This window comes from Micromonospora sp. CPCC 205539, assembly GCF_036906815.1.
Lineage (GTDB): Bacteria > Actinomycetota > Actinomycetes > Mycobacteriales > Micromonosporaceae > Micromonospora.
This window is the reverse complement of sequence record NZ_JBAKHW010000006.1, coordinates 1-13,847: the sequence shown is the minus strand read 5'-3', so window position 1 is coordinate 13,847 and position 13,847 is coordinate 1. Positions and strand designations below refer to the sequence as shown.

Below are 13,847 nucleotides of genomic sequence, written 5' to 3'. Positions count from 1 at the left end.
GGTCGACCGGCCCGGAACACCCGGTGGCGTGGTGCACGTCGTCCTGCCCGGCGACATCGACGACCCGGCCACGCCCAGCGGCGGCAACAGCTACGACCGGCGGATCTGTCGAGGGCTCGGCGAGCGGGGCTGGTCGGTGCACGAGCATCCGGTGCCCGGCGGCTGGCCGCACCCCGAGCCGGCCGCCCGGGCGGCCCTGGCCCGGCTGCTCGCCGACGCCCCGGACGGCGCCGTCGTGCTGCTCGACGGGCTCATCGCGTCGACGGTCGGGGACCTGCTGGCCCCGCACGCCCGTCGGCTGCGCCTGGTGATCCTGGTGCACCTGCCGCTCGACGACGAGGCCGAGGCCCGCGCGCTGGCCACCGCCCGGATCGTCGTCACCACCAGCGAGTGGACCCGCCGCCGGCTGCTGGCCCGCCACCCGCTGCTCACCGACCGGGTACGCGCCGCGCCGCCAGGGGTGACGCCCGCGCCACCGGTGTCCGGCTCTCCCGCCGGCTCCCGGCTGCTCTGCGTCGCGGCGGTGACCCGGCACAAGGGACACGACGTGCTGATCGACGCACTGTCCACGCTGGGCGGGCTGCCCTGGACACTGGTCTGCGCCGGCACGCTGACCCGCGAACCGGAGCTGGTGCAGCGGCTGCGCGAGCAGCTCGCCGCGGCGCGTCTCGCCGACCGGGTCCGGCTGGCCGGCCCGCTGACCGGCGCGTCCCTGGACGCCGCGTACGCCACCGCCGACCTGCTCGTGCTGCCCTCGCGCGGAGAGACGTACGGCATGGTCGTCACCGAGGCACTGGCCCGCGGCCTGCCGGTGCTCGGCACCGAGGTCGGCGGCGTGCCCGAGGCGCTCGGCCGAGCCCCCGAGGGCGACCGGCCGGGGCTGCTCGTGCCGCCGGAGGACCCGGCCGCGCTGGCCGACGCTCTGCGCGACTGGCTGGGCGACGACGCGCTGCGCGCCCGGCTGCGGCACGCCGCCCTCGCCCGGCGGGCCACCCTGACCGACTGGCCGGTGACCGCCGCGCTGCTGAGCGCCGCGCTCGAGGAGGTGACGGCATGACCGTCGAGGAGACCCTGCCGTTCGCCGACTGGCTGCGGCTGCGTGAACCCGCCGACACGGCCGCCCGCGCCGAGGACCTGCTGGACGCGGTGCGTCCCCGGCTGGCCGGCGACGCCCCGATCCTGATCCACGACCTGGGCAGCGGCACCGGCTCGATGAGCCGCTGGCTGGCCGCCCGGCTGCCCGGCCCGCAGCACTGGGTGCTGCACGACCGGGACGCCGACCTGCTGAGCCGAGCCGCCGAGGCGATGGTCGGGGTGACCGCCGCCGACGGCGCTCCGGTCACCGTGCGTACCCGGCAGGGCGACCTCACCCGGCTGACCGTGGCAGACCTGGCCGACGGCGCGCTGGTCACCGCGTCCGCCCTACTCGACATGCTGACCGGCGAAGAGATCGAGCGGGTGGTGGCCGCCTGCGCGGACGCCGGCTGCCCTGCCCTGTTCGCGATCTCGGTGACCGGACGGGTCCGGCTCACCCCGGCAGACCCGCTGGACGAGGCGGTCGAGGCCGCCTTCAACGACCACCAGCGGCGTACCGTCGATGGTCGTCGGCTGCTCGGCCCAGACGCCGTCGCGGCCACCGCCGCCGCGTTCGCCCGGCGGGGCATCGCGGTCCTGCAACGGTCCACCCCGTGGCGGCTCGGCCCGGAGCAGGCCGAGCTGGCCGCCGAATGGTTCCGTGGCTGGTTGGGCGCGGCCTGCGAGCAGCGCCCCGACCTGGCCGGCCCGGCGCAGGCGTACGCCCAGCGCAGGTTGGCCGACGCGGCGGCCGGACGGCTCGACGTGCTCGTCGACCACCGGGACCTGCTCGCCGGCATTTGAACCTCTCGCGTCTCCACTGCGTGCACTAGGGCAAGTGGACGATCTTCAGGGAGGACCGGCGCCGATGTTCTGGGCCTGGGCACGAGTGGTCGGCGGGGTCGGTCTGCTCGCCGCCCTGCTGTGGCAGGTCGGGGGCGGTCCGTTCCTGACCGGGGTACGCCTGATCGACGCGCCGGCGCTGGTCGCGGCACTACTCATCGGTGTGGTGACCACGGTCTGCGCGGCGTGGCGGTGGAGCCTCGTCGCCGGTGGCCTGGGCGTACGGCTGCCACTGGCGACCGCGGTGGCGCACTGCTACCGGGCCGTGTTCCTCAACGCCACCCTGCCCGGTGGGGTGCTCGGCGACGTACACCGGGCGGTGCGCCACGGCCGGGACGCCGGCGACGTCAGCCGGGGCATCCGCGCCGTGGTCTGGGAGCGCACCGCCGGCCAGGTCGTCCTGGTCATCGTCGGGCTGGTGGTCCTCGCCGCGTTCCCGTCCCCGGTGCGGCCGTACCTGCCGACCGCCGCCGCCCTGCTGGCCGTCGGAGGGCTGGCCGTCGTGCTGCTCGCGCGGGTCCTGCCGCGCACCGGCCGGTCCCGCTGGGCGGGCGCCCTGCGTACCGCCGTGGCCGACGTCCGGGCCGGGTTGCTGGCCCGGCGGACCTGGCTCGGCGTACTGCTCGCCTCCGCCGTGATGGTCGCCGGTCACCTGGCCACCTTCCTGGTGGCGGCCCGCACCGCCGGCTCGGACGCCTCGCTGGCCCGGCTGCTGCCCCTGACCCTGCTCGCCCTGCTCGCCATGGGATTGCCCCTGAACGTCGCCGGTTTCGGGCCACGGGAAGGGGTGGCCGCCTGGGCGTTCGGCGCGGCCGGACTCAGTGCCGCCGAGGGCGTCGCCACCGCCACCGTCTACGGCGCGCTGGTGCTGGCGGCCAGCCTGCCCGGCGCCGCCGTGCTGCTCGCCCGAAGGGCGCGCACTCCCGGTCGGGAAGCCGCCTCCAGTGGCGGTTGTTGATCCGTGGTGAGACGGTACGTGTCATCGCGCGTCGGTGACGCCGCACAAAGGAGTCCGATGTCCGAAGCACTTCCGGTCGCCACGGTCCGTACGCAGGTCACGGTGCCGCTGGCGTTTCCCGACGGGTACGCCACGACCGCACGGGTGTTCTCGTTCAAGGGCCTGGTGGACGGCCGGGAACACCTCGCCCTCGGCCTCGGTGACTGGGCCAGCGCGCTGGACCGGCTCGCCGCGGGCGGTGCGGCGCCACTGGTCCGCCCGCACAGCGAGTGCCTGACCGGCGACGTGTTCGGCAGCCAGCGCTGCGACTGCGGGCCGCAGTTGCGCGAGGCGGTGCAGCGGATCGCCGAGACCGGTGGTTTCCTGCTCTACCTGCGCCAGGAGGGTCGCGGCATCGGCCTGTACGCCAAGCTCGACGCGTACGCCCTGCAGGACGCCGGGCTGGACACCTACCAGGCCAACGTCGCGCTCGGCCGGGGCGAGGACGAGCGGGACTACACCGTCGCCGCGCAGATGCTGGCCACGCTGGGTGTGCCGCGAATCCGGCTGCTCAGCAGCAACCCGGACAAGGCCGAGCAGTTGACCCGGCTGGGCGTGGCGGTCGCCGAGCAGGTGCCCACCGGCGTCTTCCTCTCCGCGGCCAACGCCGACTATCTCGCGGCGAAGGCGGCGAAGGCGGCTTCGTCGGCCCCCGACCTGCCTGTGAACCGGTGAACCACGGGCCGGCGCCGACGCGGCCGTACGTGCTGCTGAGCTGCGCGACCTCGATCGACGGGTACATCGACGACGCCTCCGAGCAGCGGCTGCTGCTCTCCAACGCGGACGACCTGGACCGGGTCGACGCGGTCCGGGCCAGTTGCGACGCGATCCTGGTCGGTGCCGGCACCGTCCGACGCGACGATCCCCGGCTGCTGGTGCGCTCGGCCGTGCGGCGGGCCGAGCGGGTGGCGTGCGGCCGGCCCTCCTCGCCCACGAAGGTCACGCTGACGGCCCGGGGCGACCTCGACCCGACCGCGCGGTTCTTCACGGCCGGTGACCCGTCCCGGATCGTCTACTGCGCCACGGGCGCGGTGGAGAAGACCCGGGAACGGCTGGACCGGCTGGCCATCATCGTGGACGCGGGCGAGCCCGTCGACCCCGAATGGCTGCTGGCCGACCTGGCCGGCCGGGGCGTCGAGCGGCTGATGGTGGAGGGCGGTGGGACGGTGCACGCCCAGTTCCTCACGGCCGGCCTGGCCGACGAACTGCACCTGGTGGTCGCCCCGTTCTTCGTGGGGGACGGTCGAGCACCTCGGTTCGTGGGGGAGGGCCGCTTTCCCTGGCATCCCGGCCGCCGAGCCCGGTTGGCCGAGGCCCGACAGATCGGCGACGTGGTCCTCCTCCGCTACGCCCTCAGCAACCGCTGCCCCACAGCCCCCGCCGGTTCTGCCGGCCCCGCCGGTTCTGCGGCCCCCGCCGGCTCCGCCGGTTGATCATGAGGTTGACGGGGGATTCGATCTCCATCGGGCCCGTTAACCTCATGATCATCGCTGGATGGCGAGCGGTGGGCGGCGGCGGGCGAGATGGACGGTGATGTCGGCGGCGACCTCGACCGTCTCCGGCAGCACCTGCCTGATCCGGCGGTAGACCTGCTCCTGCTCCTCGGCCGGCAATTCGAGATAGGCCGAGATGGTCGAGAGTTGACCAACGAAATCGGAAGCACTCACCACCATGCGCCGCTCGATCACGGACTGCTGAACATCGGCGAACCACTCGGACCGCTGGAGCTCCGTACCCGGCCACTGCATGTCCTGTGCCGGAGGCGTCCCGTCCGGGGACGGAATCTCGTCGCTCTCGAGGAACGGCGCCCGAGCCGTGCGGACCGCCTCCTCCACCAGCGGGTCGGCCAGCCGGATCGGTCCACCGAACGAGGCGAACACGCCACCTGGCTCCAGCAGCGTGGCCATGCGCGACCACCGCCCGTCCGGGTTGGTCCAGTGCAACGCCGCTGCCGCGTAGACCAGCCCGAAGGTCTCACCCGGGCCCAGGTCCTCGAAGGCGGCTTGAACGGTCGTGACGGTCGCCGGCACGTGCTGACGCAGCTCGGCGAGCATCGCCCCGTCCGGCTCGGTCGCGGTGACCGTGATGCCCCGCTCGGCGAACGGGCGGGTCGCCTTGCCTGTCCCGGCGCCAATCTCGAGGGCGGTCCGAATCGGCTCACCCGCGTACGCCCGCACCAGGTCGCAGAGCTCGGCGGGATACCCCGGCCGGAAGCGTTCGTACGCTTGGGCCCTCGCTCCGAAGCTCAGCGCGCGACCAGACATGCCGGCATCCTCGCATGTTCACTGGCCTCGACTAACGAGCCGGACACTTCACCCAGGTGACAAGCTCGCCACCCACACCGTCATGGTCGGGCTCGACTCGTACGACTGCGAACTCGATGCGTTGCCCCGTTGTCAGCGGTGCAAGACATTCCGGTTGGCCGTCATCGTGCCAGGAGCGCTGCGCGTCGCGCCATCGGCGCGGCGTGTGGTAGCCGTTGCCGGGGGCGGAGCCATCGGCGTGAACAGCGAAGGCTGTGCCAGCCGCGTTGACCGCTGTCACGGTGCCGTGCCGCACCGATGGTGCGGCAACGTCGGTCGGTGTCAGCCGGCCTATCCAGAAGCCGGCGAGCCCGATGACCAACAGCCCGCCCGCCCAGAGCCCTACGCGCAAGAGTCGCCGCGTCATCGACATGTGTGCAAGGTACTGGCCGGGCGACACTTGAGCCGGCCGGTGATGAGGTGTGATCACTCCGGCCGGTGGGTGTGACCAGGTGGTACCCCGGTCCGTGTCGGCGTCGGCAATGAGTCAAGACTGTGGGGCATGGAGTTCCTGTGCTTCCACCGTGACCGGTCCGACTCTGTCGCCCTGCGCGACGAGTTGAGAGAGGATCACTGGTCCTACATGGACCGGTACGCGACAGCGATGATCGCCCGCGGGCCAGCTCTCGCCGACGACGGTGAGACGCCCACGGGCAGTCTGCACATCGTCGACCTGCCCAGCTCCGCCGCCGCCCGCGCGTTCGCATTCGACGAGCCCAACTACCAGGCCGGCGCGTATCGCGACGTGCTGCTCCGGCGTTGGCGCAACATGCTCGGACGCAGCATGTGGGACTTTCCCGGCGGCCCGACCGGCGGTAACCGTTACCTGGTGCTGGCCCTCGGCGCGGGGCAAGCCGCCGATCTGGCCGTGCCGCCCGGTTCGGATCAGCTGATCGCGTACGGGCCGCTGCTGTCGGACGACGGCGCTGCCTGGCTCGGTACCGCGATGCTGGTCCAGGCGCCGGATCCGGACAGGGCTCGCGCCATCCTGACCTCGGACCGGTACGCCGACATCGAGGTGCACAACTGGCAGTTCGGTGGGCGGCGCTGATAACGGCCTGATCCTCGGTGAGGGCACACTGCAGGCATGGATGGATGGATTCAGGACCTCTGGCTGGTAGCGATCGTCGACGACGTGCCCGATGACGCGGTGAGCCGATGGTGGAACCTGAAAGAAGCGACCCCCCTGGACGACCTCCTGGACGCGGCACCCGGAGTTCGCCTTGGGACCATCCTGACCACGTCCGCGGAACCGGAGCCGGGCAGCCCCACTCGGCGGGTCTTCGACCTGATGTACCTGCGAGGCACCCTCCCGGAGGAGTTCGACCACAACGCCCGCGCGTCGTACGTCCTGCCACTGCTTGACGCCGGCCTCCGCTCGGCATTGCTCGCGGCGTTCGCGCCGCAGCCGGATGATCACCGGCTGGCGGAGGCCGCGCCGGTCAGCGAACTTGCCGAGTTCCTCGACTCCCATGAGGGCGCCCGATTGGCACCTCATCCTCGGACGGAAGCAGTACGCGCTCTGCCCGGAGCTCGGGAACCGAGCGGGTGACGGCGGGCGCGACTCACCTCCGCCGCGCACAGATCGTGCCCGACCAGGACAAGCACGATGGCGGTCTCGGCTTGCGGAGTCGGAAGCCGCGAAATGCCCGGTGCCTAGAATCGGGGCATGATCGCGGACCTGGAGTGTGTGGTGCTGGACTGCTCTCGTCCGGCGGAACTCGCCGACTTCTACCAGGCTCTCCTTGGCGGTGCGGTCAATCAGCGGGATCAGCGATGGACGCTCAGCGACAGTTGGGCAACCCTGCACACGCCGTCCGGCCTGGTTCTGGCCTTCCAGCGGGTGGCGGACTACCGGCCGCCGCTCTGGCCTGATCCGGCCCGACCCCAGCAGTTTCACCTGGATTTCGGCGTCAACGACCTGGACCGCGCCGAAGAGCAGGTGTTGACCCATGGCGCGACGGTATTGGACGACGGAGCAGGTGGGCGCAGTTGGCGTATCTATGCCGACCCAGCGGGACATCCGTTCTGTCTGGTCCGCCATTCACGTAGCCGAGCCCAGAGCGGCGCCTCGCTGTAGGGATTTCGCAGCGGACACAACCGGAACCAGGCCCCGCGTAACGTGAAGCCTGTGCGCAGGTCTCTGGGTTTCGGCTGGTCGATCGAGCTGCCCGGCCTGTGGACGCCAAAGCGCGACAGCCGAGACGCGACTACCTGGCACGCGCCAGGCCGGATGATGCGCGTTGCCCCTGGACACGAATGGCGGTGCACCGACGGGGCTGGCATCATCGCCCTGCTCGATGCCGAACTGCCCCCCAACCCGACCGGCAAGGTAGGGGAGGGCGGTGGGGGTGGGGTCGGCCATCGTGCCGCCTGGCTCTACCAGCACGAGTCCACCGTCTATGGCTTCAACTTCGTCGACACGACGTACGTGGAGACGGTCTTCACCAGCACCAGCACCACGGACCTTGGTTGGGCCGTTCGGGCCTGGCGTTCGGTGACCCGCGAGGTTGGCAACAGACCCTTGAATGGGGTTCATCCGGGTCACGGAACCGCACGTCAACGATCTGGTGTCGGCCAACTTCCCCTGGTAGCGCAACCTGGGCGGGCAGACATCGATAGCACCAGCCTGGGGCCGGAAGTGAACCGTGCTCGGAAGGCTCAGTCAGGCAATTATGCTGCAGGCATGTTCCGTGAGGTCCGGCCTGGTGACTTCGACCAGATCATCCGCCTCTACCGGCAACTGCACCCCGGCGATCCGGTCCTGGAGGACGAATCCGATGCAGCGGCCTTCCAGCAGATCCTGGATTCTCCATTGTTGCAGCTCTTCGTGCTCGAGCTGGATGGAGTTGTCGTCGCCACGACGTATCTCAACGTGATTCCCAACATCACCCGATCGGCTTCGCCCTACGCCGTCATCGAGAACGTCGTCGTCGACGAATCGCGGCGAGGCGCGGGTCTGGGTAAGCGGATCATGGCTGGCACGCTCCAAGCCGCTTGGGATGCGGGCTGCTACAAGGCGATGCTGATGACGGGTTCGCGCAAGCCGGCAACCCACGCCTTCTACAAGGCCTGCGGGTTCTCCGCCGACGACAAGACGGCGTACGTGGCTCGTCCGGACGTGGTGTAGGACGAGGATGGCCTGCGCGGATCGTCGTCGCGCGAATGACCGGCACTTCATAACGTGATCCGAATATCACGGATTGAGATCGTCACGCCGATTATCGAAATGGTTGCCAGTACGCAAGTGTTCGGTATGGAAATGTAATTCCAGTGCGACGCTTGACGCTATCCGAAGTGCAGTTGTCCACATAGGATACTGCGCGGACCTGTGCACGGGTTCGAGCAATGCATCCTTGTACGTTCACTTTGGAGGCGTCACGTGGCCTGGTTTATCAACCAGTCGCTTCTCATTGTCCTGGCAGCATTTCTGTTGGGCTTGCTCGTCGGTTGGCTTTTTTGGGGTACCCGGAAATCGTCACCACAGACCTCCGCTGCCCGGCCGGCCGAGGGCGCGGGGATGAGCGCCGCGACGACGCCGACTCCGCACGCCGCGCCGCGCCGCTCGTACCGGCTGGCGGGCACGCGCATCGGCCGGCGAGCCGCTGAAGGCCACAGTGTCCAGCCGGCAGTCAAGGGTGGCGGCGATCAAGCAACCGTGAGCCGCAGACCGCACCGGGTGACCAAGACCGCCGCCAAGGCGGCCGTGAAGGTGGAGCACGCCGCCAGGAAGGCCGACATCGCTGTCACGCCCATCCAGTCGGCCACAACCAAGGCCGAGCCCGTCGTCACGAAGTCCGAGCCCGTCGTCACGAAGTCCGAGCCCGTCGCGGTGGAGGCCACGCCCATCACGACGGGCGCCGAGTCCGTCGAGACCCGCCACGACGAGCTGGAGCGCATTGAGGGAATCGGCCCGAAGATGGCCGACGCGCTCCGCGCCGCCGGCATCCACACCTTCGGTCAGCTCGCCGAGGCCGACGACGACACCCGCCGCGCGGCCATCGAGAAGGCCGGTCTCACCTTCGCCCCCAGCCTCGTCACCTGGGGCCGCCAGGCACAACTGCTCGCCGATGGCGACGAAGAGGGCTTCGCCGAACTCACCGAGCTGCTGGTGGCCGGCCGGGACACGGGGCGGGCCTGATGCCGAACACGCCGCAGCAGCAGAGCAAGCAGCAGAGCAAGCCGCAGAATAAGCCGCAGAACGAGCCGCGGAGGAAGACCACCAAGCGCCGCCTCGTCGGGCTGATCGTCGCCGTCCTGGGTCTGACCGTCCTCATGGCGGCACAGCAACTGCCCAACCGGCACCGGATGGAGGCCGACCTGACCCAGCGCTCGACGCGGGCGCTGCACGCCGCCGGCCTCTCCGACGTGCAGGTCAGCTTCACCGGGCGCGACGGGAAGCTGACGGCGGCGTCGCCTGCCGAGGCTGAGCAGGCACTCGACGTCGTGCGGCCGCTGGAAGGCGTACGGGCCGCCGAGGCCGAGGTGCCGGCCGTGGCGGAGACCGCTGCGTCCGTACCCCCGTCGGTGTTGGTGGCCCTGGGCCCTGGCACGACTTCCGTCGCGGGCACCGTGCCCACCGAGGATTCCCGGACCGCGCTCGTCGCCGCGGCGGCCGCTCTCGGCGCCGAGAGCGTCGAGGATCATCTGACCGTCGACGGCGGTGTGACCGACACGGCGCTCGCGGGCCTGGCGGACGTGCTGCGGGCGTTCGGCAAGGGCTCCGACGGTACGACGGTGAAACTCGACGACGGCGCGCTGACCCTGACCGGCCGAGTCTCCTCCGAGGCGCACAAGAACGCGGTGCTGACGGCGGGTCGGGCCACCGGCGCCCCGATCGTCGACCAGATCGAGGTTCCGGACGTGCAGCGACAGCTGAGCGAGTTGCCGCAGCTCACGTTCGCCTCCGGTGGCGACTCGCTCACCCCCGCCTCCGAGGCCAGTCTCGTCCGGGCGGCCCGGATGCTCACGGTCAACCCCAGCACCCGGCTGCGCATCGAGGGGCACACCGACGCCACCGGTTCGGCCGAGTCGAACCTCGTCCTCAGCCGCGCCCGGGCCGCGGCGGTGCAAGCCTTTCTGCATCGGCAGGGCGTCGCCGCCGATCGCCTGACCGCCAAGGGGTACGGGGAGACGCGCCCCAAGGTCGCGGAGACCACTGCGGCCAACCGAGCCGAGAACCGGCGGGTGGAGCTGATCGCCAGCAGCGCCACATCGTTGACCGAGTGATCAGCGGGGAGGCACCGCCTGCGTACGATGCGGGGCTGAGTTTCCCTCGTCGCGGCGGAGGTACCGGGTAGATGGCAGGCCAGCACGAGGGCTTCGCCCTCGGTGTCGACCTCGGCACGTCCAACACAGTCGCGGTGCTGCGCTGGCCCGACGGGCGGACGCGTCCGCTGCTGATGGACGGTCAGCCGGTCAGCCCGTCGGCCGTGTACGCCGACCCGGACGGCCGGCTGCACGCCGGGTGGGACGCCCGGCGGCTGGCGCAGGCCGACCCGACCCGGTTCGAGCCGAACCCGAAACGCCGGGTGGACGAGCCGACCGTGCAGCTGGGTGACCGCTCGTACCCTCCGGCCGATCTGCTGGGCGCGGTGCTGGCCGCGGTCGCACGGTCCGCGGTGGGTGCTGTGGGCTTCCTACCCCCGGCCGTTGTCACCTGCCCGGCCGCCTGGGACGAGACCCGGCGGCAGGTGCTCGCCGACGCGCTGTTGCGGGCCGGCTGGCCGCAGGCCGCCGAGCACACCCTCGCCGGGCCGACGCCGCCGGGCACCCGGCTGCTGCGGGAGCCGGTGGCCGCGGCCCGCTACTACACCCAGGTGCTGCACCGGCCGGTGCCGGTCGGTGGCGCCATCGCGGTGTTCGACTTCGGCGGCGGAACGCTCGACGTGGCGGTGCTGCGCAACGACGGCGCCGACCCGTGGGGCGACTCCGGCTTCACCGTGGTCGCCGACGGCGGTCTGCCCGACCTCGGTGGCCTGGACCTCGACGCGGCCCTGGTGCGGCGGGTCGGCGAGTTGCTCGGTGACCAGCACGCCGCGCAGTGGGCCCGGCTGCTCCGGCCGGCTGACGCGGCGCAGCACCGCGACCAGATCCGGCTGTGGGACGAGGTCCGCGGCGCCAAGGAGACCCTGTCCCGCTCCGCCGTGGCGCCCGTCGCCGTGCCCGGGGTGGCCGCCACCGTGCAACTGACCCGGGCGGACGTCGAGCGGGTCGCCCTGCCGCTGCTGCGCCGCGCGGTCGATCGGGCCCGAGAGGTGATCGCTGCCGCCGGCCTCAGCCCCGACCAGCTCAACGGGTTGTTCCTGGTGGGCGGCTCGTCCCGCATCCCGCTGGTGGCCCGGCTGCTGCACGCCGAGCTGGGTGTGGCGCCGACGGTGCTCGACCAGCCGGAGCTGCCGGTGGCCGAGGGGGCGCTGACCGATCTGCCGCTGCGTCGACCGCAGGCCACGCCGGCGTACGCCGGACCACCCGCCGCCCCGGCCGGAGCCCCCGCGCCGCCGGTGCCGACGTCGCCCGCTGGCCCGCCGGCCCCGCCCTCGGCCGGTGCCGCCGTGCCGGTCGAGGCCGGACCGTTCGTGCCGACGCAACCAGGCCCGGGGGCGATCCTGCCGACCGGCCCGGCGGGGCCGGGCTGGCCCGGGTCCCCCGCGTCGACCGTCCCGAGCCCGGCGGGCATGCCGGGCACCCTGGTGGGCGGGTCCGGCGGCACCGCGACGCCGACGCCTGCTCCGGCTGGCGGGCCGCAATGGCGGCGGGCCCGCTGGGTGGTGCTCGCAGCGGTGCTCGCCCTGGCCGGGGTGGTCACCGCGACGACGCTCTACCTGACCCGCGACCGTTACCCGGATCTGGAGTTCGCACTGCGCGAGCTGCGTCCCCGGCCGGCGGCCGGCGCAGAGCGGCCGACGGGCATGTGGACGGCGGTGCTCGACGACCGGGCCTACCTCGGGTACCCGCTGCCGGACGACCGGCTGGAGGTGATCGCCGTCGACGCCGGCACCGGCGCGCAGCTGTGGCGGAAGCCGACCAGCGTCACCGCCAACGACTGGACCGGGCTGATCGCCGTCCCCGGGGCGGTCGCGGTCCTCGCCGACGCCCCGGGCGACAGCACGCCACGTCAACTGGCGATCCTCGACGAGAAGTCGGGCGAGCAGCGCTGGAACCGGGCGATCCTCGGCGACGACGACGTCTACTTCGGCGACGACGTGGCGGTGCTGGTGGACCGCGCCGCCGGCAGACTGGTCGGGCTGCGGCTGAGCGACGGCACCGAGAAGTGGAACAAGGCCAACCCGCGCGACCAGTACGGCGGCAGCCGTACCGTCGTCCGGGCGGTGGGCAGCGACAAGGCGGCGGGTGGACCCGCCTTCCTCAACGGCACGCCCCGCGACCCGTGGACGGGTAAGGGGCGGCGACTGGTGCAGGTTGGGGCGGATCGCTCGGTGCGGCTGCTCGACATGTCCTCCGGCCACCTGGCGCGTCAGTGGGCCAATGTCGCCGACCTCGACGACCTGGTGGTGGCCCACGAGGACCGGCTCTACGTGGCCGCCACCGACGGCGGGTACCAACTGCTGGCGTACGACCTGGGGTCGGACGCGCAACCCCGGGTTCTCTACCGGGCCGGGGACGACGATCGTCGCGCGAAGGAGCTGGTGGCCTGCGGCGAGCGGCGGGCGTGTCTGCTGGAGGCGCCGAACGGCGACGCCGCCAAGACCGAGGTGGTGGCGGCGACCGAAGGCAAGAGCGCCATCCGCTGGCCGGCCCCGGGCGTGACCAAGCTGGTCCCGCTGGGCGAGCAGGTGCTGGCGCAGCGGGACTACCCGGAGCCGTCGGTCACCCTGTTCGACCCCGCCGGAGAGCCGGTGCTGCGCGACCGTGGCGGCGTGGCGGTCCGGCTGGACCAGGGCAACCTGCTGGTCTTCGCCAAGACCCTCAACACGGTCGTCGACAACCGGGTCCTGGCCGGCGTGTGGGCCGAGTCGGGCGAGGTCCACGAGTTGGGCGAGCTGAAGAACGTCCGCAGCGAGACCTGCTCCTGGAACACCCACGTCATCGCCTGCGGCGCGGAGAAGGACTTCGTCCTGTACCGCTTCGCCGAGGAATGACCCCCCGTCAGGCCTTGATGATGTCCGTGCCGTCGACCCGGATCGGGACCTCGGTCAGGCCCGTGGGGGCGGGTCCGCCCAGGCGGGCGCCGTCGTCGACCGCGAAGGTGGACCCGTGCGCGGGGCAGGTGATGACCCCGTCGCGGGGAGCGCCGACGCGTACGCCCTGGTGGGGGCAGGTCGCGTCGTACGCCTTGAAGGTGCCGGCCTGGGGCTGGACGACCAGCAACCCGTTCGCCACCGCGCCGCCACCGACCGGAACGTCACCGGTTTGTGCGAGTACGGCGCCGGCCGCGGCGACCGCCGAACCGGTCGGGGTGTCGCCAGCACCGCAGGCGCTGAGCAGCCCAGCCGCGCCGATCGCGCCCGCCCCGGTCAGCAACGCGCGTCGGCTCAGGCACCAGCGGTTGTCGCGGAGAAACTCCTGCCCGTCGTACACCCTGGTCACCTCTCCGTCGGCGGGCCGGGCCGCCCTCGGCCGGGTGTGGCGCCGGTGGGTCGCCGGGCACCCCGGGCGGGCCCGGTCTT

General features: G+C 72.2%; 15 protein-coding genes. 12 read left to right on the top strand and 3 right to left on the bottom strand.

Annotated elements, in window-relative coordinates; all coding sequences use genetic code 11:
• Nucleotides 1-31 precede the first annotated feature (31 nt).
• The 5 genes from V6V47_RS07440 (at nucleotide 32) to V6V47_RS07420 (ending at nucleotide 4,347) form a co-directional block, all read left to right on the top strand.
• Nucleotides 32-1,057, top strand: a complete 1,026-nt coding sequence (locus V6V47_RS07440; protein ID WP_334627450.1) for a glycosyltransferase family 4 protein — start codon at nucleotides 32-34, stop codon at nucleotides 1,055-1,057.
• Complete coding sequence (locus V6V47_RS07435; RefSeq protein WP_334627319.1) at nucleotides 1,054-1,878, top strand: class I SAM-dependent methyltransferase; 825 nt, start codon at nucleotides 1,054-1,056, stop codon at nucleotides 1,876-1,878. Before V6V47_RS07440 ends, V6V47_RS07435 begins: the two co-directional genes overlap by 4 nt.
• A 64-nt stretch (nucleotides 1,879-1,942) precedes the next feature.
• The gene (locus V6V47_RS07430; RefSeq protein WP_334627449.1) at nucleotides 1,943-2,875 is read left to right on the top strand and encodes a lysylphosphatidylglycerol synthase transmembrane domain-containing protein; all 933 of its coding nucleotides are present in this window, start codon (nucleotides 1,943-1,945) and stop codon (nucleotides 2,873-2,875) included.
• Between the two features lie 57 nt (nucleotides 2,876-2,932).
• Nucleotides 2,933-3,589, top strand: coding sequence for a GTP cyclohydrolase II (locus tag V6V47_RS07425; RefSeq protein WP_334627318.1), 657 nt, complete (start codon nucleotides 2,933-2,935; stop codon nucleotides 3,587-3,589).
• Nucleotides 3,586-4,347 carry a RibD family protein gene (locus tag V6V47_RS07420; RefSeq protein WP_334627317.1) on the top strand — a complete coding sequence of 254 codons (762 nt, stop codon included), beginning with the start codon at nucleotides 3,586-3,588 and terminating at the stop codon, nucleotides 4,345-4,347. Before V6V47_RS07425 ends, V6V47_RS07420 begins: the two co-directional genes overlap by 4 nt.
• A gap of 51 nt (nucleotides 4,348-4,398) precedes the next feature.
• Here V6V47_RS07420 and V6V47_RS07415 read toward each other — a convergent pair whose 3' ends face one another.
• A complete protein-coding gene (locus V6V47_RS07415) occupies nucleotides 4,399-5,178 on the bottom strand; it encodes a class I SAM-dependent methyltransferase (RefSeq protein WP_334627316.1) in 780 nt (259 codons plus the stop codon).
• A gap of 31 nt (nucleotides 5,179-5,209) precedes the next feature.
• Nucleotides 5,210-5,590: a hypothetical protein gene (locus tag V6V47_RS07410; RefSeq protein WP_334627315.1), complete on the bottom strand. Its 381-nt coding sequence runs from the start codon at nucleotides 5,588-5,590 to the stop codon at nucleotides 5,210-5,212.
• A gap of 129 nt (nucleotides 5,591-5,719) precedes the next feature.
• On the opposite strand from V6V47_RS07410, the gene V6V47_RS07405 reads away from it, so the two are divergent.
• The 7 genes from V6V47_RS07405 (at nucleotide 5,720) to V6V47_RS07375 (ending at nucleotide 13,319) form a co-directional block, all read left to right on the top strand.
• Complete coding sequence (locus V6V47_RS07405; RefSeq protein ID WP_334627314.1) at nucleotides 5,720-6,268, top strand: YciI family protein; 549 nt, start codon at nucleotides 5,720-5,722, stop codon at nucleotides 6,266-6,268.
• 36 nt (nucleotides 6,269-6,304) lie between these two features.
• Nucleotides 6,305-6,769, top strand: coding sequence for a hypothetical protein (locus tag V6V47_RS07400; RefSeq protein ID WP_334627313.1), 465 nt, complete (start codon nucleotides 6,305-6,307; stop codon nucleotides 6,767-6,769).
• 117 nt (nucleotides 6,770-6,886) lie between these two features.
• On the top strand, nucleotides 6,887-7,297 hold the full coding sequence (locus V6V47_RS07395; protein ID WP_334627312.1) for a VOC family protein: 411 nt from the start codon (nucleotides 6,887-6,889) through the stop codon (nucleotides 7,295-7,297).
• 51 nt (nucleotides 7,298-7,348) lie between these two features.
• Nucleotides 7,349-8,347 (top strand): GNAT family N-acetyltransferase, encoded by a 999-nt coding sequence (locus V6V47_RS07390; protein WP_334627311.1) that lies wholly within the window; start codon nucleotides 7,349-7,351, stop codon nucleotides 8,345-8,347.
• 252 nt (nucleotides 8,348-8,599) lie between these two features.
• Nucleotides 8,600-9,358: a helix-hairpin-helix domain-containing protein gene (locus tag V6V47_RS07385; protein ID WP_334627310.1), complete on the top strand. Its 759-nt coding sequence runs from the start codon at nucleotides 8,600-8,602 to the stop codon at nucleotides 9,356-9,358.
• Nucleotides 9,358-10,446 carry an OmpA family protein gene (locus tag V6V47_RS07380; RefSeq protein WP_334627309.1) on the top strand — a complete coding sequence of 363 codons (1,089 nt, stop codon included), beginning with the start codon at nucleotides 9,358-9,360 and terminating at the stop codon, nucleotides 10,444-10,446. Before V6V47_RS07385 ends, V6V47_RS07380 begins: the two co-directional genes overlap by 1 nt.
• A 71-nt stretch (nucleotides 10,447-10,517) precedes the next feature.
• The gene (locus V6V47_RS07375) at nucleotides 10,518-13,319 is read left to right on the top strand and encodes an Hsp70 family protein (RefSeq protein ID WP_334627308.1); all 2,802 of its coding nucleotides are present in this window, start codon (nucleotides 10,518-10,520) and stop codon (nucleotides 13,317-13,319) included.
• A 7-nt stretch (nucleotides 13,320-13,326) separates the two neighbouring features.
• Here the strand turns inward: V6V47_RS07375 and V6V47_RS07370 are convergent.
• Nucleotides 13,327-13,847, bottom strand: a 521-nt coding sequence (locus V6V47_RS07370; protein WP_334627307.1) for a Rieske (2Fe-2S) protein, incomplete at its 5' end; no start/stop codon positions are given.

Coding starts and splice junctions, on each gene's coding strand:
- V6V47_RS07435 (WP_334627319.1), top strand. CDS start 1,054: ATGACCGTCGAGGAGACCCTGCCGTTCGCCGACTGGCTGCGGCTGCGT.
- V6V47_RS07430 (WP_334627449.1), top strand. CDS start 1,943: ATGTTCTGGGCCTGGGCACGAGTGGTCGGCGGGGTCGGTCTGCTCGCC.
- V6V47_RS07425 (WP_334627318.1), top strand. CDS start 2,933: ATGTCCGAAGCACTTCCGGTCGCCACGGTCCGTACGCAGGTCACGGTG.
- V6V47_RS07415 (WP_334627316.1), bottom strand. CDS start 5,178: ATGTCTGGTCGCGCGCTGAGCTTCGGAGCGAGGGCCCAAGCGTACGAA.
- V6V47_RS07410 (WP_334627315.1), bottom strand. CDS start 5,590: ATGTCGATGACGCGGCGACTCTTGCGCGTAGGGCTCTGGGCGGGCGGG.
- V6V47_RS07405 (WP_334627314.1), top strand. CDS start 5,720: ATGGAGTTCCTGTGCTTCCACCGTGACCGGTCCGACTCTGTCGCCCTG.
- V6V47_RS07400 (WP_334627313.1), top strand. CDS start 6,305: ATGGATGGATGGATTCAGGACCTCTGGCTGGTAGCGATCGTCGACGAC.
- V6V47_RS07395 (WP_334627312.1), top strand. CDS start 6,887: ATGATCGCGGACCTGGAGTGTGTGGTGCTGGACTGCTCTCGTCCGGCG.
- V6V47_RS07380 (WP_334627309.1), top strand. CDS start 9,358: ATGCCGAACACGCCGCAGCAGCAGAGCAAGCAGCAGAGCAAGCCGCAG.
- V6V47_RS07375 (WP_334627308.1), top strand. CDS start 10,518: ATGGCAGGCCAGCACGAGGGCTTCGCCCTCGGTGTCGACCTCGGCACG.